Raw genomic sequence first — 21,697 nt, 5'->3', positions numbered from 1 at the left:
TTCTGTGCTTGATTGCAGGTGTGGTGGGTGTTGCGCGTGAGCGCAACCGGCTGGGACTGCTGATGCGGACTGGAAACGTGCTCCGCGCAACTGACTTCTGTGCTTAGCTACGTAATGGTTTCGGAAGCGAAGCCCGCTTCCAAAGCCATTGCTAGGCTAATGCTCGAAGTCAACCCGTTGCGCTGCGCACTCTGGTTCGAACGCAGTGGGCATCGTTTTAAGCCAATCCGCAAAACCCGCGGCCTGTTTTAAAATCGAGCCTTATTCTAAGCGATAAATCGCTAAGAATAACATCACCGCTGAAACGTGTTCGCCGACCTAGCTTCTTCCGCTTAGCTACGCAACTATTTCGGAGGCACAAACCAGCCTCCAAAATAGTTGCTAGGCTAATGCTCAGAAGCTGACCAGGTCGGCTCTCACTCTGGTTAGAGCCACACGTCCTGAGGCGGTTGCTAGGCAGAACTGAGCCTATCTGCAATCGAAGCTGGATATCCGACAAGGCGCTTTTGCAAGTGTCGTGGTCAAACAATTCCAACTTTTTTGGGGTGGTACGGCAATGCCAACGGATTTGGAGGTCGGGATACTTTGCGCAGGATGAACATCTCTATTCGTTTCCTTGACAATCCTTGGGTGGAAACCAATCAATTCAGTTGATTCACTGAAAACTAGCTTTGTTTATCGGACAGACTGTATTGGTGTCACCAATTTAAAGCTGGTGACTACTAACCACGGTCGTCAATGGCGTGGATCCTCATCAATTCACCATAGTTTGCCAATCGGCGGGAGCGCTCAAACGGCTGTTAAAACGTTGAGCGGCTGGAGCGGAGAAATTCGGGGTGAGATCGCCGTGAAATTGTCCTTGGCGGCTTTGCCGCTTAGGACAAGGCCTGATTTTGAGACAAGCCGCGCACCTTGCGGATTGGCTCAAAACAGCGCCCACAGCGAGCTCACCCCGAATTTCGCAGCGCAAGCTGCGGACAACCTACTTTTAATACCAAGCCGGCTTGTCGCCATCGGTATTGGGTTTGTTGATGCCCACAGAGTGCCGCAGGTTTTCCGTCGGATCATCGATCAGACGCTTAACAAAAGCGGCCACACTCTTCCGTGAAACCTCAGTCCCCTTAAAGTCTTCACCCTTTTGCGTCAATTCATAATCGATTTCATCCTTGTTATCCAACCAAGCCGGCCGAATGATCGTATAATCCAAATCGGACTTCTCAACTTGTTCGGCTGCCGCGGCATAAAGTGGTAAGTATCCTTCGTCTAATTGTTCGTGATTCCATTCACCAAACTTGCCAGGAACTTCATCATAGATCCCTAAAGTTGAGATCCAGATCAACCGTTTCACGCCTAATTTATCCATGACACTAACGACTTTGCGCGCTTGGACTTCGATCGTCCCGCCGGCCAAATTGGCGTAGACCACATCAGCGCCAGTGATGGCCTTGGTCAAATCAGCCTCTTTGGTGGCGTCACCTTCGATGATTTCCGCGTTGCCAGTGTCTTCATTCTGCAAACGATCAGCATTCCGTAAAAATAATTTCAGGTCAACTTTTTTGTCAGCCAGTAATTGGGCTGTTGCTAAACGGGCGATTTGACCATTCGCGCCTAAAATAACGACTTTTGTCATAAAAAAACCTCCAATTTCATTCTACGCCACTAATTTTATGTAAGCCGTCAACCGAATGCAAGCAAATGCAACTGTGAGAAGTTACTCATTCTGAGCAAAATCGGAAATGATGAAAATGAAACGAATGGCTAGGTTTGTGTGCTCAGCTCGTAGCGGCACTAAGTAAAGCAAAGTTAAGCACTGATCAACCCTTGGTGTTAGTGACATTTCGTCGCGCGGCCAGCTTACTTTTCTTAAGCAGTTCCATTGCAATCAGCACACAAGACCGTTACAATGAAGTAGTAAGAGTTGTGCACAACCCTTTTTAAAAGAATGAGGTGATTTAAGATGGAAATCAAAATCAAAGAGGCGGCTCAAACCTATTTGGCGAATAAAATTACCAAGGATGAGCTGGTGCTGCTAGCATTGGATGATGGCTCAAACAAGTTCTCAAACATGGGTGGCTCTTGTACGATCGGCGCCAAGTTCCAGTTGGTTTTAGTCGATCAGCCTGAAGAAGGTTACGATCAGGCTTTGACCAACGAACAGGGTCTCCATTTCTTTACGGGCAAGCCTGAGTTGATGTACTTGACGGATGGTTTGGCGTTAGATTTTCACAATGGCTTCTTGATTCTGCGGGATAACAGTGGCATCTTGGATAGCGCTGTTTCGATCACCCACTATCAAGCACCAACCACTGCCGAACTCAAGGAAAAAATGATGACTGATGGCGTGAAAAACTGCTAAAGTGATCTACTTATTTTTAGCAATAGTGATTTTGTCGCTCGTTGTAATAACTGATCAATGATTTTTCGCTGACAAACGCGGCCGCAAATCGCTCCCCGCAGTCACCCCCCTGACTGTGTTTCTAGCGCACTTAGATACCCTGTTCAACACTTCCTCCCCCCTTGTGTTAACAACCTGTAGGCCGCGCTTTAAAAAAATAAAAACTGATTCGGATCGTTCCTGTTTTAATCAACGGAAACGAACGAATCAGTTTTTTTGTGGACGCTGTGCTAGTGAGATCAGTTCAACCACTTGTCGGGGAAAGTTGCTCAGTGGGCCAAGACCGCGTCCAGTTGTGTGATCAACATTTTGGTGATCGTCGCTTCGGTCAGGTCAACTGAAGGTTCCTCACCAAGTAAGGCGCGCAAGGTCAATAACGGTTGATCGCCATCCGCCAGATCCCAAGCCGATCTTAGATCCAACCGCTGGGTGTGTTGGTTCAAAACAATGGTGTAACGCCGCACCTTCAGGGCATAAGGATCATGAAACTCACCTGGTTGGAGATAAGTGTTGATCAAAATTCCGATCCGATGGGCCAATTGAGGACAATCCCTTTGTAACTGCGCCGCCGAGAAATTCGTTGAAATAGTTTTTAACATTTCTTCAGTCCTCCTAACTTTTATTTTAACCAAATCTATTATAACGCTTTTTTAGAAAAATAATAGTGAAAAACGCTAGGCAATTTGTCCTTTTTAAGCGGCGCTGAACTTGAAGTTGATCGTTGGTGGCTGGGCCGTTGCTGGGGCTGGCTATTAAGCCAATTAAGCTGGTCGATTTATTTCAAAAAAGGGGTCTAGAATTTTTGGTGTTGGAAAATAATCCTTCACTAGGTGTTCTAGACTTTTTTTGATGTCACAAAAAGTATCTACGCCCCGCTTACAGAGAAAGATGGACAAAGAAAGCAACTATCAGTCACTTTAGAAACATCAATTCACGCGGTGCCAGGCTTCTGGTTTGACATGACGATCAGCATGCTGTTAAATTCAGCAATCGTTGTTGTGACGGAGCTGGGCTTAACGGAAAAGCGACGCACCATTTGCGGAACATTAAGGAATAATGAGCCAAACGCTGAATAACGAAAAAACATTTTAATTCTATTAGAAGAACTCATAGACATTATTTGTGATTTAGAATATAATTGGGTGTGAAATCGATTTCTGAAATGCCTTTGAAAGTAATGATCATGCTAGTGGTGGTCGGTATTTCGATTCAGATTAACCGTCCGAATGAGCACCAGTCAGCTGATTTTGGAAAGATCGGTCGGGGAAAATAGCGGCGATTTTGACGAAACTTTAATCGTCCTGACTTCTTGAAATAAGGTTTTGCTAGAATAAGGGTTTTTATCCGTGTGCGACACCCAGTGTTTATATCTTATTAGCGTTTTATCAAGGTGCGGCCGAAAGCGAAAGGGAAAGAAGGTGGCAATTATGAAGCTATTTAAGGACAACTTTGAACGTCGCCTCAACACCTACCACTGCTTTGATAAAGGCTAGTTAACAACCCCTTATCACTCGGAATAAAATGGTTATTGAGGCTACTGCAAACGCAACGCTGTGTTTACGATGGCCTTTTTGTGTTGTCCAACGACTTTTTTGAAATTCCGTTTTCGCATGCTGGGAGCTACTAACTTTGGACTGATTGATGATGATCACGTTGAACTCCGTCACAGGTTGCACCAGTCTTTTGCGAGCAGTGAGATCGGTCGGCCTAGAGCACTAGCCGTCAAAGCGCCATGGCAGAGTTGAGTAGGCATCACAACTACGCTCGTGAAATGGCACCGGGAGGAACATAATGGGTAAAAATAAAATTTGGTTAATGGGCTCTGTTTTATTTGCGGAGCTTGGCAGCAGCATCTTTACATTTGCATTATCACTAAGCATTTTAGCAAAAACAAACAGCGCCACCGCGTATAGCACGGTGTTGGTCGTTGGCGCGGTCACCTCGATCATTCTCACGCCACTGATTGGTTATATTGTTGACCGCTTTCCTAAACGGAGGCTACTCATTGGGTCGCAGCTGATCAGTATTGTGTCTTTGCTTGTTTTTGGCTTTTTTCTCCAGTGGGGTGGGCAGGTCAGCGTGATTTCTGTTTCCATTCTGACCGTTTTCCTCAACATCAGCGACATTAGTTATGGCAGCACGTTGATGACATCTGCCGTTTATATTGTGTCCTCGGAAGAACAACTGATCGATTACAATAGTACACAACAGTCGATGAGCTCATTCGCGTCGATGATGGGACCACTGCTAGCGGGGGCCGCGTACTCGTTTATCAATCTCGAGCTCTTCTTGGGTTTCGAGGTGTTCTGCGAAGTCATCGCAATTATCTTTTTCCTAAAACTACCGTACTCTAAACGTCCAAGTATCCGTTCAACCGACTTAGATTCAGATTCAATATCGACCAATAACGCCACATTTGTGGAGACGATCAAATATTTGCTGAAAGAACACGTCGTCCTGCTCTTGATGCTGGGGATGCTCTTGATCAATTTCTTGATGTCTAGTCTGACAGTGGGGCTGCCCTATGTCGTCTTCACAAAGCTGTCGGGCAATTCGCTCTCGATCGGACTAATTGAGATCGCCGTTCCGGTGGGTATGATCGTTGCTTCGCTGGTGATGCCCTATCTAAAATTCAAGCGGAGAGAGCTCTCCTTGATTGTTCTGAGCTGGATCATGTGTGGTATCTTAATTGCCAGCAACGGTGTGGTTATTCAGGCGTTCGCGTCACCGCTAGTTGTTTTTACAGCTCTTATTTTTCTGATCAGTCTTTTGATCGGGGTGGTTCTGGTCACCGGGAAGATTCCCCTAGTCACCTATATGCAAAAACGAATTCAGCCCAAGCAACAGGGCAAGGTGTTCTCACTGCTTGATGCCTTTGTGCAAGTAGCGGTTCCATTGGGGACGGCAGTCTTTGGCTTCCTGTTTGACCGGCTGGCGGCACCTGCGATCTTTATCATCGCGGGAACACTGATCGCCCTTTTCTCCGTGATCCTTGTTCCTTTAGGCCTTCGCGATGTGCAAGGTGACGAGCAGGATTGAAGCGGCCTGAATCTAGGCAATACTGGCGCTCAATGTGGCTTATTCAGCGCCAGCACCTAGTCAAATGACGCGTGGTTAAAAAAACACTAGGAAATTTGGCCGTTTTATGATAAATTACTTAATAAGTGTAAATTAATGGAGAAAGAAGGAAGCGACATGTTGTTAAATCGAAAAAATAATCGCACAGTAAGTCGCAGCATGGCCACTTCTTTTCGGGGTAACGTCAAACTTCCATTTTGATCGATGGGATTTCAGACGGACAAAGATTAGACTGCCCAATGCTGTTGGTCATTGGTGCAGTCTTTTTTTACGTTTTTTTCTACACTTAATTGCAGGTTTGGTGGGTGTTGCGCATGAGCGCAACCGGCTGGGACTGCTGTTGCGGACTGGAAACGTGCTCCGCGCAACTGACTTCTGTGCTTAGCTACGTAATGGTTTCGGAAGCGAAGCCCGCTTCCAAAGCCATTGCTAGGCTAATGCTCGAAGTCAACCCGTTGTGCTACACACTCTGTTTCGAAACGTGCTCACCGACCTAGCTCCCTGTGCTTAGCTACGCAACTATTCCGGAGGCAAGCCCAGCCTCCAAAATAGTTGCTAGGCTAATGCTCAGAAGCTACCCAGGTCGGCTCACACTCTGGATAGAGCCACACGTCCTGAGGCGGTTGCTAGGCAGAATTGAGCTTAGCTGCAATCGAAGTTGTGTATCTGACGAAGTGGTTTTGCAAGCAAGAGGCCAACCAATCGCTCTTTTTGAGGTGGTACGGCAATGCCAACGGATTTGGATTAGAAGGTTGGGACACTTTGCGTAGACTGAATATCTTTACCCGCTTTCTTAACAATCCACGGGTGGAAATCGACTGATTCAGTTGATTCACCGAAAACTAGGTCTGTTCATCAGACCGACTGTACCGGTGTCGCCAATTTAAAGCTTGTGACCACTAACCGTGGTCGTCAATTGCGTGGTTCCCCATCAATTGGCGATAGTTTGCCAGTTGGCGTGAGTGCTCAAACAACTGTTATAACGTTGAGCGGCTGGAGCGGAGAAATTCGGGGTGAGATCGCCGTGAAATTGTCCTTGGCGGCTGTGCCGCTTAGGACAAGGCTCAGCTTTGAGATTCGCGGGCTTTGCGAAGCTCAAAGTGACGCCCACAGCGAGCTCACCCCCGAATTTCGCAGCGCAAGCTGCGGCCAACATTGAAACGTGCTCCACGCAACTGACTTCTGTGCTTAGCTACGCAATTGTTCCGAAAGCAAGGCCCGCTTCCAAAGCCATTGCTAGGCTAATGCTCGAAGTCAAACCGTTGCGCTGCACACTCTGTTTCGAACGCGGTGGGCACTGTTTTGAGCCAACCTGCAATCGGAGTTGGGTATCCGACGAAGTGATTTTGCAAGATTGAGGTCAAAACAATCGCCCATTTTTTGGTGGTACGGCAATACCAACGGATTTAGGTTAATTGGTCAGACTAGTTCGTGTCGTGCAATAGGATTGTCCGCGCTCAACATTGAATAGTCCACGAATACTGTTCAGCCGATTTATCCAGAACTTGCCCGAGTTCATTAGACCGACTGTACCGGTGTCACCAATTTGAAAATTGTGATTACTAAACACGGTCGCCAATTGCGTGGTCCCTCATCAATTGTCCATAGCTTGCCCGTTGGCGTGAGTGCTCAAACAACTGTTATAACGTTGAGCGGCTGGAGCGGAGAAATTCGGGGTGAGATCGCCGTGAAATTGTCCTTGGCGGCTTTGCCGCTTAGGACAAGGCTCAGCTTTGAGATTCGCGGGTTTTGCGAAGCTCAAAGTGACGCCCACAGCGAGCTCACCCCGAATTTCGCAGCGCAAGCTGCGGCCAGTCTACTTTTATCAAGATCAAGCGCATCGCAAAGGGTGCATTTTAATAGAACAAACGAATGAAGAGACAAACTTTCTGGGGAAAGTTTTTGGAGGAATTATGACAGATTCAACAAATTATCAACAAAATAAGGCCAAGAATTGGCGCCAACAAATCTCGATCCTACTGATCAGCCAAACCATCTCCATGTTCGGCTCGATGGTCAGCGGCTTCGCGGTGGTCTGGTACATCACCTTGAAAACCGGCTCGGGCATGTGGGTCACCTACGCCACGCTGGCCAACACCGTCCCCTCGGTGATCATTTCCTTGTGGGCTGGCGTTTGGGCCGATCGGTACAGCCGGCGAAAATTGGCGATGATGGCCGATGGCGGGATCGCTTTGGTCACATTACTAATGGCGATCCTGTTCGCGTTTGATATTGACGCTTTGTGGCTGCTGCTGATTTTACTGGCAGCGCGCTCGGCGGGCAATGGCATTCAGTCGCCTAGCGTTAACGCGCTGGTCGCCGACATTACGCCGACTTCGGATCTTTCACGGATCAACGGCATCTACAACACTTTGGCGTCGTTCTCGCAATTGATGGCGCCGGCGATCGGGGGCGTGATCCTGGCCAACTTCGACTTGAACTTCGCTTTCTGGCTGGATGTGATCACAGCGACGATCGGGATCAGTATGATCGGCACGCTGAAATTGAAACCACAAGCGCGGATCCGGGAGAAATTGGGGATTTTCCAAGAAATGGCCGCGGGGCTGAACTATGTCAAAATGCGGCCGTTGATTTTAGGCTTGATGATCGCTTACTTTGCCTTTTTCGTTTTATTGGCGCCGGCCAGTGTTTTGTCGCCGGTGTTCGTTGAACGAGCCTATGGCGAAAACGTGATGTATCTGACCTGGTCGGAGGTGGCCTGGTCGATCGGCAGCGTGGTCGGCGGGGTCTTGGTGTCTCTGCACAAGGTCATCAAGGACAAAATCGGCGCGATTTCCTTGGTCATGGTCGTCTGTGGCGTGGTTTTTGGCGTGATCGGTTTTGCCAGCAATATCGTTTGGTACTGCGTGATCATGGCCATCGGCGGGCTGGTGTTCCCGCTGCTGCCTACCGCGGACACGACTTTGATCCAAGAAAACGTCGAACCGGAATTTATGGGCCGCGTCTTCTCAGTCTTCGGGATCTTCGTCGGCGCCACCACCCCGATCGGCACCCTGATGTTCGGGCCGCTGGCGGACGTGATCGATATTAAATGGATCTTTTTGGGCACCGGTATCTTGAATATCGTCGTCGGCTGGCTCTTCTTGAAGAAAATGGCGACCTACCGCCGACAAGAACTGGCTAAACACGGGGTGATCGGCTCAAAATCAACCGCTTTAAGCAATCACAGCGATGAAAGCGAAGTCGAGTGATTTCGGAAGCTCGCTCCAGCATCATCAACAACTAGTCTGCGGAAAAATAACCTAACTGAAACAGATTAACTAAAAAGAGAGCTCAGGAACAATTGTTCACTGGAGCTCTCTTTGATTTGGCTGATTAATGGTGCAGATGTGGTAGGGCGTTGCGCGTGAGCGCAACCGGCTGGGACTGCTGTTGCGGACTGGAACGTGGTGGGCGTCGTTTGAAGCCAATTCCAAAAACGGGAATTGTCTTCAAATCGAGCCTTGTCCTAAGTGGCAAAGCCGCCAAGGACAATTTCACCACTGAGCCGCGCAGTCCCAGCCGGTTGCTGAACAGAATTGAGCTTATCTACAATCAAAGTGAAGGATTTGACGAAGTGCTTTTGCAAGCGAGAGGTCAACCAATTACTCTTTTTGGGGTGGTACGGCAATGCCAACTGATTTGGATCAGGAGCTACCCGAGTCGGCTCGCACTCTGGGCCCAAGCAATCGCCGCAAAAATCTCGGGAATCGTCTTGCAAAACGTGGCTTTTTTCGTTAAAGTAAAAGGGAGTGTGTGAAACACAAAACTGTTTCACGGGAGATGAGGAAAACCATGTCACCAGAAGCTTTTCGACAGATCTTAGGCGAGCAAGGTATTAAATTAACGGATCGGCAGATGGGCCAGTTCGCGACTTATTACCAGTTGCTGGTCCAGACCAATAAACAAGTTAATTTGACGGCGATCACGGCAGAGCCCGAGGTCTATTTGAAGCACTTTTATGATTCTTTGACTCTGGCCTTGGCGTTACCTGAGTTGCAGACTACGACTTGTTCCTTATTGGATGTTGGTGCAGGGGCGGGTTTCCCCTCACTTCCTGTGAAGATCGCCTTTCCACGATTGCAGGTCAGTATCGTGGATTCTTTGAATAAACGGATCAAGTTTTTACAAGAGTTGGCTGGTGAACTGAATTTAGAGCAGGTGGCCTTTTATCATGATCGGGCGGAGGATTTTGGCGGCAAGCGTTCCAGTCATCGGCAAAGCTATGATGTAGTTACGGCGCGGGCTGTGGCGAGTTTGCCAGTCTTAGCGGAGTTGTGTTTGCCCTTGGTCAAAAAAGGCGGTTATTTTGTGGCGATGAAAAGCGCTAAGGGCGATGAGGAATTGGCTGCGGCCACTTATGCCATTAAGCTTTTAGGTGGTAAAGTCGTGGCAACGAAGACGTTGACATTGCCAGAAACTGCTGATTTACGTAAAATCATGATTATCAAGAAAACGAAAGAAACACCTAAAACCTATCCACGGAAGCCGGGGACAATTGCCAAGGCGCCATTGATCGATCGGGGCCTATAAGCGACAACGCTTGCGGCAGTATCGAGAATATTAAGGGGGATCACCATGGCTTTCTTTAATCGTCAAAAAAAAGTTCCAGTAGTGTCAGCAAAAACAGAAGAAGTTCCAACTGCTAAAATAGCGCCAGAGCCAACTGCGGCAGTGTCGGCAGCGGGACCGACTCCGCCGGCAAAGCGAGTCCAAGAAGTGGCGTTGAAACAGATCGTGCCTAATCGACATCAGCCGCGGAAACGATTCGCAGATGAGTCGATCAGTGAATTGGCGGAAACGATCGCGGCCCATGGCTTGTTACAGCCAATTATTTTACGTGAATATCAGCCGCAACAGTATGAGATCATTGCTGGTGAACGCCGTTTCCGAGCTGTCCAAGCCTTGGCTTGGCGCCAGATCCCGGCGATCGTTGAACAAATGGACGCACAGGAATCGGCCGAAATGGCGGTGATCGAGAACTTACAACGGGAAGATCTCAACTCGATCGACGAAGCCTACGCCTATCAAAATCTTTTGGAGATCAATGGGCTGACGCAAGCCCAATTGGCAGAGCGGGTCGGTAAAAGTCAGTCCTATATCGCGAATAAATTACGTTTGCTGAAATTACCTGAAGAAGCGCAACAAGCGTTAGCCAACGGACAGATCTCACCACGCCATGGTCGCGCGCTTTTGAAATTAGGGCCAACTGAACAGGCGATCGTGCTCAAACAGATCTTGACTGACAAATTGACAGTCACTCAGACTGACGAGCTGATCAAGCGGCTCAGCGCGCCGACTGTTACAGAAAAAGCAGTGACCCCGACGTCGGCTGACCAGCAACCGACTAAATCAACGCGATCGGCGTCGTTGACCGCTAAACAGCAGCAACATGTGGGCAGTGCTGATCTACGGGTTGCGGTCAATACAGTCAAACAAGCAATCAAGCTGGTCGAGGCCAGCGGTGCGAAAGTGGCCTATCATGAAGCGCTACATGGTCAAAATTATCAAGTCACGATCAGCGTGACTGTTCCTGAACCCCCGCGTTCATCCGATCCCAAGGTTAAAGAGGAGAATTAAATGGTTAAAATTATTTCGATCGCCAACCAAAAAGGCGGCGTTGGTAAAACAACGACAACGATCAATTTAGGCGCCTGTCTCAATGAAGCGGGCAAACGAGTCCTGATCGTGGACACAGATCCTCAAGGCAACGCGACCAGTGGCTTAGGCATCAAAAAGTCTGATGTTTCCAAAGATGTTTACGATGTATTGATCAATGAGTTGCCGATCAAGGCCGCGACTTATCATACGAAACGAGTCAATTTAGATGTGGTACCGGCGACGATCCAGTTGGCAGGCGCGGAGATCGAATTGACTTCCCAGATGGCGCGAGAACAGCGGCTTGAGGCTGGTTTACGGGAAGTGCGGGATCAATATGATTATATTTTGATCGACTGTCCGCCGTCCTTAGGTCAATTGTCGATCAACGCGTTCACTGCCAGTGATTCGATCATGATCCCTGTTCAAAGTGAGTATTACGCTTTGGAGGGCTTGAGCCAATTACTGAACACAGTCCGCTTGGTCCAAAAACATTTCAACGCTCATTTGGGGATCGAAGGCGTACTTTTGACGATGTACGACGCACGGACCAATTTAGGCGCCGAAGTGATCGATGAAGTACGCAAAACGTTCCGTGAACGCGTTTATAAGACCGTTATTCCGCGAATCACGCGTTTAGCGGAAGCGCCAAGTTATGGCTTGCCGATCATTGATTATGATCCCAAGTCTCGTGGCGCTGAGGTCTACATTTCCTTAGCGAAGGAGGTCATGAAGGCGAATGGCGACCAATAAAAATTCAAAAGGTCTGGGTCGAGGCATTGATGCGATTTTCTCGGATTTCGAAGCCATTGATTCAGATAAAGAGGCTGTTGAAGAACTAGCCTTAACGGAGATCCGGCCCAATCCTTACCAACCCCGGAAAACTTTTGATCAAGAGGCCTTACAAGAACTGGCCAATTCGATCAAACAAAGTGGAGTCTTCCAACCGATCATTGTCCGTAAAAGCATCAATGGTTATGAGATCATCGCTGGTGAGCGCCGTTTTCGCGCCAGCAAGTTGGCCGGCAAGGAAACGATCCCTGCGATCGTGCGTGAGATCGATGAAACGCAGATGATGGAGATCGCGGTTTTGGAAAACTTGCAGCGGGAAGATCTAACGCCACTGGAAGAGGCGGAAGCCTACCAAACGTTGATCAAGAAGCTAGCATTGACGCAAGAAGAAGTTTCGGAACGGATCGGCAAAAGCCGCCCCTACATCGCGAACTATTTGCGTTTATTGACTTTGCCCGATCAAACCAAGAAATATTTGCAAGCTGGCGAATTGTCCATGGGCCAAGCGCGGACTTTGTTGAGCTTGAAGAAAAAAGACCAGATCGATGACTTGGCCTTGAAGGCCCTGAAAGAAAATCTAACTGTGCGCCAATTGGAACAATTGGTTTTGCAACTGAACAGTGACAAACCAGTGCGTAAACCGAAAAAAGCGGCCAAGTCACCGTTTATCATTGCGACTGAGAATGCGCTGATCGATCAATTAGGCACAAAAGTCAAGATCGACAGTACCAAGAAAGGTGCCGGTAAGATCGAGATCAGTTATGATTCGACGGCAGACTTGAACCGGATTTTAGAAATGATGCAAATGCATTTAGACTAGAGGTGCGTCATGTTTGAATTAGGCGATATCGTCCAAATGAAGAAGCCCCACGCATGCGGGACCAATCGTTGGGAAGTGACGCGTGTTGGCGCCGACATCAAGATCAAATGTCTCGGCTGCGGCCACTTGGTCATGCTGACACGACGCGACTTTACTAAAAAGCTGAAAAAAGTATTGCTGCCAGCAGCAGAAGTCGATCCCGAGCAAGAACCACAATATGTTCGGCCGGCGCCATTACAGCGGCCTTAGAGCGAAAATAGCGCGAACGGACTTTGCGAGCGCCGACAAGTTTTCCAGTTTTTAAGTAGTTCATCAACAAATCAGAAAAAAGGAAGTTTATTATGTCACTAACAGCTGGTATCGTTGGCTTGCCAAACGTTGGTAAATCAACATTATTTAATGCAATCACCAAGGCCGGTGCCGAAATGGCCAATTATCCTTTTGCGACGATCAATCCTAACGTGGGGATGGTCGAAGTGCCGGATGATCGGTTGCAACGGATCGATGAATTGATCCCGGCTAAAAAAATCATTCATACGACTTTTGAATTCACCGATATTGCTGGGATCGTAAAGGGTGCCAGTAAGGGTGAAGGCCTTGGCAATAAATTCTTGGAAAACATTCGCCAAGTCGACGCGATCATCCACGTGGTTCGGGCGTTTGATGATGATAATATTACCAGTGTCACTGGTAAAGTCGATCCGCTGGATGACATCGAAACGATCAATCTAGAATTGGTTTTGGCTGATTTGGAAAGCATCAATAAGCGTTACGAACGCGTGGAAAAGGTCGCGCGGACCAAGGATAAAGAGGCCGTAGCCGAATTTGCCGTTTTGAAGAAGATCAAGCCGGTTCTGGAAGCTGGCGACAGTGTCCGTTCGATCGAGTTTGACGAAGATGAAGCCAAGATCGTCAAAGGCTTGTTCCTGTTAACGGCGAAGCCAGTCCTATACGTGGCAAACATCGCTGAGGAGGCGATGGGCGCTCCTGAAGATGACCGATATTTCCAGATCGTCCGTGATTATGCTGCCAGTGAGAATGCGGAAGCGATCGGTATTTCAGCACGGACCGAAGAAGAGATCGCGGAATTAGATGAAGCCGATAAAGCCGACTTTTTGGCCGCAGAGGGCGCTAGTGAATCTGGTTTGGATCGCTTGATCAAAGCATCTTATTCTTTGCTGGGTCTCGCCACCTTCTTCACCGCTGGCGGTAAGGAGACGCGGGCTTGGACCTTCCGCAAGGGAATGAAAGCACCACAAGTCGCCGGGGTGATCCACTCTGATTTTGAACGCGGCTTTATCCGCGCTGAAACGGTCTCGTTTACCGATTTGGATAAGTATGGTAGTATGCAGGCCGTTCGCGAAGCCGGTCGTTTGCGGTCGGAAGGCAAGGAATATTTGGTTCAAGATGGTGATATCATTGAGTTCCGCTTCAACGTCTAGCCAAAACAAGCTACAATCAATTTAGTTTATCAGGGAGCGATATTTTAGTGAAAGCAAACGAAGAAAATAACCAGCAAACACCAGCAACAGATGACACGAAGGCCACAGGTGCTGTGGATCAGGATCAAAAAAAAGTTGCCACCAGCGTAACTAGCACGTCAGCGAAGGCGGAGGATACTGAAGTTGCCACCAGCGCCGATCAAGACAAGAACAGCGCGGCGGCTGATGACGCCACTGCTCCAGCAGAGACTGCGACTGATGCCAAAAACGACGATAATACCAGCCGTAATCAAGCGGCCAGCGCCAAGCAAGCTAAGGTCCGCAGTGAACGGAGACGTCCGCAAGGTCCTGATCCTGAAGAAATGAGCCCAGCGGAATTGCGGGCGGAATTGACTAATAAGAATGACGATTATGTTTTTAAAATGCATAAATTATTTGTTGACGCAGGTTACACTGAAGCTGACGCCGACAAAAAAATCGATGAGTTCTTGCCAGAGATCGTTGCGGCGCAACGGATCGGCAAGCCAGCTGCGCAGATCTATGGCGCGCCAACGGTCAAGGTCGACCACATTATCCATGCGCCAGCAAAACCGATCGAGATCAAATACTGGATGCGTTCCGTCGATTGGTCCTTGTTGTACTTCGTGATCCTGGCCGTTGTTTTTGGGGTCATGGGTCTCTTTACGAAAACCAACGCCGCTAACAACAGCAGTTCTGGATTCTTGACCTTATTGACGATGTCACTAGCCTTTGGGTTCCTGCTGACTTGGTTCACAGATGGTATGGCCGAATCTCAGGCGGCTAAAAAAGCTGGTCGCAAGCCAAGTCGGCCATTGTGGCGGACGATCCTGATTTCGGTTGTTGCCGTTTTCGCGGTGATGACGCTGATCAGTTTCCTTTCGGTTTTATTACCAGGCTTAAACATAGTCTTGCCAGGTTGGGCTTACTTATTGCTGGCTGCAGCTGCTTATGGACTACGTTATCTGTTCCGCAGACACTATCACATCAAGGGCAATACGATGTTCTAGTTATAACGTCCGTTTGCTTTGAAAAAATTTTTTGGGTTAAAAATGGTTCCGCTCAATTTAGGTTGAGCGGGATTTTTTTGTGTTTGTTTTGAGACCGGTTCTGTTTTTTGGTGTTGGCTTAGTGACTGAAGAGTTGGGTTTGGATGGGGGCGCAACCGCCTCAGGACGTTTGTCGTGGCTGGAACGCGGTGGGCACTGTTTTGAGCCAATCCGCAAAAGGCGCGGTTTGTCTCAAAATCAGGCCTTATTCTAAGCGATAAATCGCTAAGAATAATCTCACTGCTGAGCCACACGTCCTGAGGCGGTTGCTAGGCAGAATGGAGTCTATCTGCAATCGAAGCTAGATATCTGACGAAGTGCTATTGCAAGCTAGAGGTAAAACATCTCCCACTTTTGGGGTAGTACGGCAACATCAAAGGATTTAGATAGTTGGTTGGTACAGTTCGCATTGGGTTGGATATCGCTACTCATTTCCTAAACAACAATCCATAGGTGAGAACCGACCAATTCAGTTGATTCATGATATTCCGGTCGAGTTCATCAGGCAGACTGTACTGGTGTCACCAATTTAAAGCTTGTACTCACTAACCACGGCCGTCAATTACGTGGCTCCTCATCAATTGGCGATAGCCTGCCAGCTGGCGTGAGTGTTCAAACGGCTGCTATAACGTTGAGCGGCTGGAGCGAAGAAATTCGGGGTGAGCTCGCCGTGAAATTGTCCTTGGCGGCTTTGCCACTTAGGACAAGGCTCAGCTTTGAGCTTTTCGGTGTCCTTCCGAAAAGCTCAAAGTGACGCCCACAGCGAGCTCACCCCGAATTTCGCAGCGCAAGCTGCGGCCAACCTCCTTTAAGAACATATGGATGCAATCGTAAAATTAGCTCAAGCTAATTAGAATAACATTTCGGTTTAATTGTATATTTAGGCTAGATTAACAAAGTTCTTGCAATTAACGAAACTTTCCAGTAGACTTCAAGAAGAGCGATATCAAAAAGGGGAGGCGCACTATGTTAACAATCAAGAATTTAACCGTGGCCTATGATGAGACCCCGGTTTTCGCGAACCTGGATGTAACATTCCAGGTTGGCAAAATCACGGGGATCATTGGGCCGAACGGGGCTGGCAAGTCAACGCTGATCAAGGCGATTTTGGGACTGATCAAAACGCAGCAGGGCACTGTCGCTTACAATGATCAAACCATGAAACAAGTCCAAAAGCAGGTCGCATATGTAGAACAACGTAAGGATCTGGATCTTACTTTTCCGATCAATGTTTTCGACTTGGTGGAAACGGGGACTTACGGCCGGCTTGGCTTGTTCCGCAGTCCAGGCGCTAAGGAGCGGGCGGAAACGGAGCAGGCGTTGGCGCAAGTTGGCTTGAGCGATTTCAAGAAGCGGCAGATCGGTAACTTGTCTGGGGGCCAGTTGCAGCGGGTCTTTGTGGCTCGGGCGATCGTTCAGCAGGCGGAGATCATTATTCTCGATGAGCCGTTCGTGGGGATCGACCTGCAAAGCGAGACGGCGATCATGGCAATTTTGCAACAATGGCGGGACCAAGGCAAAACGATCATTGTGGTTCATCACGATTTGAATAAGGTTTCCCGGTATTTCGACGATTTAGTGGTGATGAATCATGGCGTGATCGATTACGGCCCAACCAGCGCGGTTTACAATCCCGCTAATATTGGCCAAGCATTTAGCGCTGATTTATCGGCGGTACTGTTCACAGAGAAAACGGGGGTAGGCGAATGAATTCATTGATCGACTTTATTAACGCTTTGGGCAAATATGATTTCCTGCAAAGCGCCTTGATCACGGCCATTATGGTTGGCGTCATGTCCGGCGTGATCGGGAGTTTCATTATTTTGCGGGGGATGTCCTTGATGGGCGACGCGATTTCTCACGCGGTTTTGCCTGGGGTGGCGGTGGCCTATATGTTCGGCTTCAACATCCTGATCGGGGCGTCCTTGTTCGGAATCCTGGCGGCGTTATTGATCGGCTTCGTCGCGTCCCATAGCAAAATCAAAACAGATACCTCCATCGGCGTGGTCTTCAGCGCCTTCTACGCGTTGGGCTTCATTCTGATTTCCATGGCGGAAAGCTCGACTAACTTGCATCATATTCTGTTTGGGAATATTCTAGCGGTCAGTGACAGCGACATTATGACGACGGCGGTGGTGTTGGGAATCGTGATTTTGTTCGTTTCCTTCTTCTACAAGGAATTATTGATCACGTCTTTTGACGCGACCTACGCGCAAACTTATGGGCTCAAGGTGCAGATCCTCCATTACGCGCTAATGTTGGTTTTGACCTTGGTGACCGTTTCCGCCTTACAGACTGTCGGCATTATTCTGGTGGTGGCGATGTTGATCACACCAGCGGCGACCGCCTTTCTGTGGACCGACAAATTGACCACGATGCTGTTTCTCGCCGGAGGTATCGGCGTCCTTTCTTCGATCACCGGCTTGTATTTCAGCTACACCTTCAACTGGGCGTCTGGTCCAGCCATCGTTTTAGTAGCGGCGGGCTTGTTCCTGATCTCCTTCCTACTGTCACCCAAGCAAGCTTTCTTGCGCCACCGGGTCAAGAAAACCGCGCCAGCGCCACAAGCAGCTGCGGTTGAGACGCTAGCGACCAACGAAGGCGGTGACCGTTAATGAAAAAAGCGATCTTAACTTTTCTCAGCGTTTTCCTGATTATTGGCGGGACTTGGTTTTTCCTGAATAATCGCGGTAATACTGCCGCGAAACGCGTATCCGCTGACAGCAAATTGCGCGTGGTGACCACCAATTCGATCCTTGAAGATATGGTCCATAATGTGGGTCAGGACCGCATCGAGCTGTATAGCATCGTCAAGCGAGGTACCGATCCTCACGAGTACGAACCCCGTCCCGCCGACGTTTCCGCCGCGGCCGAAGCCGATGTGTTGTTTCACAACGGCCTGAACTTGGAAACCGGCGGCAACGGTTGGTTCAAGAAACTGGTCGAAACCTCCGGCAAGAAATTCAATCGCGACGTTTTCGCTGCCAGCGCCGGCGTGACCGCCTTGCACTTGACCACCAACGTCAAGGAAGAAGATCCCCACGCCTGGCTCGACCTGGCCAATGGCATCCAATACGTCAAAACGATCACCAAGGTCCTCAAAGAAAGAGATCCGCAAAACGCCGCTTATTATCAAAAAAACGCGGACGCTTATATCGCCAAGTTGACCAAGTTGCACAAACAAGCAACCTCACAATTTCTCGATATTCCCAAAGCCCAGCGGTTACTAGTCACCTCGGAAGGCGCCTTTAAATATTTCAGCAAGGCCTATCACGTCACGCCCGCTTATATTTGGGAGATCAACACCGAGGCGCAGGGCACGCCGGAACAAATGAAGGCCGTGCTCAAGCAGATCGACCACTCCCAAGTCAAAAGTCTCTTCGTCGAGACCTCGGTGTCACCGAAGTCGATGAACAAAGTAGCCACGGAAACGGGTCTGACGATCTATTCCAAGATCTTCACCGATTCACTGGCGCAAAAAGGCAAGACTGGCGATACCTATTACGACATGATGAAGTGGAATTTGGATCAGATCCATGCTGGTTTGACCAAAGGGTAAAAATTGGGTTTTGCTTGATTGCGGGTGTGGTTGGGTTTAGATGGTGACGCAACCGCCTCAGGGCGTTTGTAGTGGCTGGAACACAGTGGACGCTGTTTTGAGCCAATCCGCAAAGGGCGCGGCTTGTCTCAAAATCAGGTCTTTGTCTAAGTGGCAAAGCCACAAAGACAAATTTCACTGCTGAGCCACACGCCCTGAGGCGGTTGCTGGGCAGTAGTGCGCCTATCTGCAATCGAAGCGAAGGATTTGACGAAGTGCTTTTGCGAGATTGAGGTCAAAACAATTACCCTCTTTTGGTGATGGTACGGCAACACCAACGGATTTGAGTTAGTTGGTTGGTACAGTTTGCATCGGTTGAACATCTTTACCCGCTCCATAAACAATTCTTAGTTCATCGGACAGACTGTACTGGTGTTACCAATTCAAAGCTAGTAACCACTAACCACGGTCGTCAATTGCGTGGTTCCCATCAATCGGAATAGTTTGTCAGTCGGCGAGAGTGCTCAAACGGCTGCTATAACGTTGAGTGACTGGAGCGAAGCGTGGCGTTGAAACGTGTTCGCCGACCTAGCTTCTTGCGCTTAGCTACGCAACTATTCCGGAGGCATAGACCGGCCTTCAAAATAGTTGCTAGGCTAGTGCTCAGAAGCTGACCAGGTCGGCTCGCACTCTGGGCGTTGGTGGTCTGTTTGCTCGTCGGCGGAAGGTCGGGCTGGGGGTGAGTCAGCCGCGATATTATTGTTGGCGATTTATCGCCTACAATAAGGCCGAGTTTTGAGATTTTCGGTGGGTTTCCGAAAAGCTCAAAATCGTGCCCGCAGCGTTCCACCACCCCCAGCCTGACCTGGAGCCCCACCACACTTGCCCACCACCAACGCCACGCGCAGCGCAAGCTGCGGCCAATCAAAACACCAGTAAACCAGTTTTGCTATTGACCAAAGTGCCTAGCTATGCTAAGTTAGTTGTTAAAATAAAATACAATTAATACTTTGGAGGCTAGTTTGATGAGCAATTGGGACCAGAAATTTGCAAAAGAAGGATTAACGTTTGATGATGTGCTGTTGATACCAGCAGAAAGTCATGTTTTACCGAATGATGTGGATCTGTCGGTTGATTTGGCGGCCAACATCCATTTAAATGTCCCGATTCTCAGCGCCAGCATGGATACCGTTACAGAAGCGCCCATGGCGATCGCCATGGCGCGTCAAGGCGGTCTAGGCGTGATCCATAAGAACATGAGTATTGAGCAACAAGCTGACGAAGTGCGGAAAGTCAAGCGCTCCGAAAGCGGTGTGATCGTCGATCCATTTTTCATTACGCCGGAACGGCCGGTCAGTGAAGCCGAAGATTTGATGCGCCGTTATCGCATCAGCGGGGTACCGGTGGTCAAATCACAGGAAGATTTGACTTTGGTAGGGATCGTGACCAACCGTGATCTGCGCTTCGTGACCGATTACGCGGTGCCGGTCAAGGACGTGATGACCGATGACGCGTTAGTGACCGCGCGCCAAGGCACGTCTTTAGATGAAGCGGAAAAGATCTTGCAACAACACCGGATCGAGAAATTGCCATTAGTCGATGACGCTGGCCGCTTGAGTGGCCTGATCACCATCAAAGATATTGAAAATGTGAAGCAATATCCGAACTCGGCTAAGGATAGTCACGGCCGATTGTTAGTTGCCGGCGCGGTCGGCGTGACTTCAGATACTTTTGACCGAGCGCAGGCGCTGTTCGATGCCGGGATCGACGCGTTGATCATCGATACGGCTCATGGTCATTCCGCCGGGGTGCTGCGGAAAGTGGCGGAGATCCGCGCGACCTTCCCTGATAAAACTCTGATCGCTGGCAACGTGGCCACCGCTGAAGGGACGGCTGCTTTGTATGATGCGGGCGTTGACGTGGTCAAAGTTGGGATCGGCCCAGGCTCGATCTGTACCACCCGGATCATTGCCGGAGTCGGCGTTCCGCAGATCACCGCGATCTATGACGCGGCGACGGTGGCGCGGCAACGGGGTAAGGCGATCATCGCAGATGGCGGGATCAAGTTCTCCGGCGATATTGTCAAGGCCTTGGCGGCAGGCGGCAACGCGGTTATGTTAGGTAGCATGTTGGCTGGGACCGATGAAGCGCCGGGCGAATTCGAGATTTTCCAAGGACGACGTTTCAAGACTTACCGGGGCATGGGCTCGCTGGCCGCAATGTCCCACGGCTCCTCAGATCGTTACTTCCAATCTGGCGTCAACGAAGCCAACAAACTGGTTCCCGAAGGCATCGAAGGTCGGGTCGCGGCCAAGGGTGCTTTGGCCGACGTGATCTATCAATTGGTGGGCGGTTTGCGCTCTGGCATGGGTTATGTTGGCGCGCCAACGATCCAAGCCTTGAACGACAACGCCCAGTTCGTTAAAATCACTGGCGCGGGCTTGCGGGAATCCCATCCTCATGATGTCCAGATCACCAAAGAATCACCAAATTACAGCATCGGCAATTAAGCTGAGCTTAGGCTAGACCAATTAACTTTTAGCCGCGGGCTACTTAACTTCTTAACTCAAACCAATTCTTTAGACAGAACGACCTTTTGGCGGTATTATGACGCTGAAAGGTCGTTTTTGGTGAGGCTGAGTGGCGGCGGTCAGCATGGGCGCTGACGGCGCCACTTAGTTAGGCCAGCCTCACTAAGAAGTGACAGATTATTTGTGAGATGCGGCAGATTATTTGGGGAGAAGTAGCGGGACATTTGAGGGAAGCACAGATTACTTGGGGAGAAGTAGCAGATTATTTTGGGAGGGACAGCAGAACATTTTGGGCACAGTCGGCAGTGAAGCGGTAGTGGAGTTGGGTAAATTGGGCATTGATTTTCAGAAAAGTTAGGCGAGTTTAAGAAAAAATAATGATCAAAAGACGGTCAAATTGACCGAGTTTCTGGGAATAAACACTTTTCTAATAATA

At 49.2% G+C, this 21,697-nt stretch carries 17 protein-coding genes; 15 read left to right on the top strand and 2 right to left on the bottom strand.

Annotated features, from left to right (window positions below; all coding sequences use genetic code 11):
• Window positions 1-988: 988 nt before the first annotated feature.
• Complete coding sequence (locus OCU21_RS06530; RefSeq protein ID WP_261806632.1) at window positions 989-1,630, bottom strand: SDR family oxidoreductase; 642 nt, start codon at window positions 1,628-1,630, stop codon at window positions 989-991.
• Window positions 1,631-1,957: 327 nt separating this feature from the next.
• On the opposite strand from OCU21_RS06530, the gene OCU21_RS06525 reads away from it, so the two are divergent.
• A complete protein-coding gene (locus OCU21_RS06525; RefSeq protein ID WP_261806631.1) occupies window positions 1,958-2,356 on the top strand; it encodes an iron-sulfur cluster biosynthesis family protein in 399 nt (132 codons plus the stop codon).
• A 308-nt stretch (window positions 2,357-2,664) separates the two neighbouring features.
• Here OCU21_RS06525 and OCU21_RS06520 read toward each other — a convergent pair whose 3' ends face one another.
• Window positions 2,665-2,994: a hypothetical protein gene (locus OCU21_RS06520; protein WP_261806630.1), complete on the bottom strand. Its 330-nt coding sequence runs from the start codon at window positions 2,992-2,994 to the stop codon at window positions 2,665-2,667.
• 1,192 nt (window positions 2,995-4,186) lie between these two features.
• Between OCU21_RS06520 and OCU21_RS06515 the strand changes: the two genes are divergently transcribed.
• From OCU21_RS06515 to guaB, 14 genes are all read left to right on the top strand, one after another.
• Entirely contained in the window at window positions 4,187-5,434 is a 1,248-nt protein-coding gene (locus tag OCU21_RS06515; RefSeq protein WP_261806629.1) for an MFS transporter, read from the top strand.
• Window positions 5,435-7,386: 1,952 nt separating this feature from the next.
• On the top strand, window positions 7,387-8,685 hold the full coding sequence (locus OCU21_RS06510; RefSeq protein WP_261806628.1) for an MFS transporter: 1,299 nt from the start codon (window positions 7,387-7,389) through the stop codon (window positions 8,683-8,685).
• A gap of 209 nt (window positions 8,686-8,894) precedes the next feature.
• Window positions 8,895-9,233, top strand: a complete 339-nt coding sequence (locus OCU21_RS06505) for a hypothetical protein (RefSeq protein WP_261806627.1) — start codon at window positions 8,895-8,897, stop codon at window positions 9,231-9,233.
• A 35-nt stretch (window positions 9,234-9,268) separates the two neighbouring features.
• Window positions 9,269-10,006, top strand: a complete 738-nt coding sequence (gene rsmG, locus OCU21_RS06500; protein ID WP_261806626.1) for a 16S rRNA (guanine(527)-N(7))-methyltransferase RsmG — start codon at window positions 9,269-9,271, stop codon at window positions 10,004-10,006.
• Window positions 10,007-10,051: 45 nt separating this feature from the next.
• Window positions 10,052-11,053, top strand: a complete 1,002-nt coding sequence (locus OCU21_RS06495) for a ParB/RepB/Spo0J family partition protein (RefSeq protein ID WP_261806625.1) — start codon at window positions 10,052-10,054, stop codon at window positions 11,051-11,053.
• Window positions 11,054-11,824: a ParA family protein gene (locus tag OCU21_RS06490; protein ID WP_125600932.1), complete on the top strand. Its 771-nt coding sequence runs from the start codon at window positions 11,054-11,056 to the stop codon at window positions 11,822-11,824.
• Complete coding sequence (locus tag OCU21_RS06485; protein ID WP_261806624.1) at window positions 11,811-12,683, top strand: ParB/RepB/Spo0J family partition protein; 873 nt, start codon at window positions 11,811-11,813, stop codon at window positions 12,681-12,683. Before OCU21_RS06490 ends, OCU21_RS06485 begins: the two co-directional genes overlap by 14 nt.
• 9 nt (window positions 12,684-12,692) lie before the next feature.
• Window positions 12,693-12,932 (top strand): DUF951 domain-containing protein, encoded by a 240-nt coding sequence (locus tag OCU21_RS06480; RefSeq protein ID WP_261806623.1) that lies wholly within the window; start codon window positions 12,693-12,695, stop codon window positions 12,930-12,932.
• Window positions 12,933-13,024: 92 nt separating this feature from the next.
• A complete protein-coding gene (ychF, locus tag OCU21_RS06475; RefSeq protein WP_261806622.1) occupies window positions 13,025-14,125 on the top strand; it encodes a redox-regulated ATPase YchF in 1,101 nt (366 codons plus the stop codon).
• Between the two features lie 47 nt (window positions 14,126-14,172).
• Entirely contained in the window at window positions 14,173-15,153 is a 981-nt protein-coding gene (locus OCU21_RS06470) for a DUF1129 domain-containing protein (RefSeq protein WP_261806621.1), read from the top strand.
• 1,005 nt (window positions 15,154-16,158) lie between these two features.
• Window positions 16,159-16,902, top strand: a complete 744-nt coding sequence (locus tag OCU21_RS06465) for a metal ABC transporter ATP-binding protein (RefSeq protein WP_261806620.1) — start codon at window positions 16,159-16,161, stop codon at window positions 16,900-16,902.
• Window positions 16,899-17,807, top strand: coding sequence for a metal ABC transporter permease (locus OCU21_RS06460; RefSeq protein ID WP_261806619.1), 909 nt, complete (start codon window positions 16,899-16,901; stop codon window positions 17,805-17,807). The genes OCU21_RS06465 and OCU21_RS06460 overlap by 4 nt, the downstream gene beginning before the upstream one ends.
• A complete protein-coding gene (locus OCU21_RS06455; RefSeq protein ID WP_261806618.1) occupies window positions 17,807-18,751 on the top strand; it encodes a metal ABC transporter substrate-binding protein in 945 nt (314 codons plus the stop codon). The genes OCU21_RS06460 and OCU21_RS06455 overlap by 1 nt, the downstream gene beginning before the upstream one ends.
• Before the next feature lie 1,004 nt (window positions 18,752-19,755).
• The gene (guaB, locus tag OCU21_RS06450; protein ID WP_261806617.1) at window positions 19,756-21,240 is read left to right on the top strand and encodes an IMP dehydrogenase; all 1,485 of its coding nucleotides are present in this window, start codon (window positions 19,756-19,758) and stop codon (window positions 21,238-21,240) included.
• The last annotated feature ends 457 nt before the right edge of the window (window positions 21,241-21,697 follow it).

Source organism: Lapidilactobacillus luobeiensis (assembly GCF_024345205.1).
Lineage (GTDB): Bacteria > Bacillota > Bacilli > Lactobacillales > Lactobacillaceae > Lapidilactobacillus > Lapidilactobacillus luobeiensis.
Note: the sequence above shows the minus strand (reverse complement) of the source record. Positions and strands in the feature narration are given on the sequence as shown.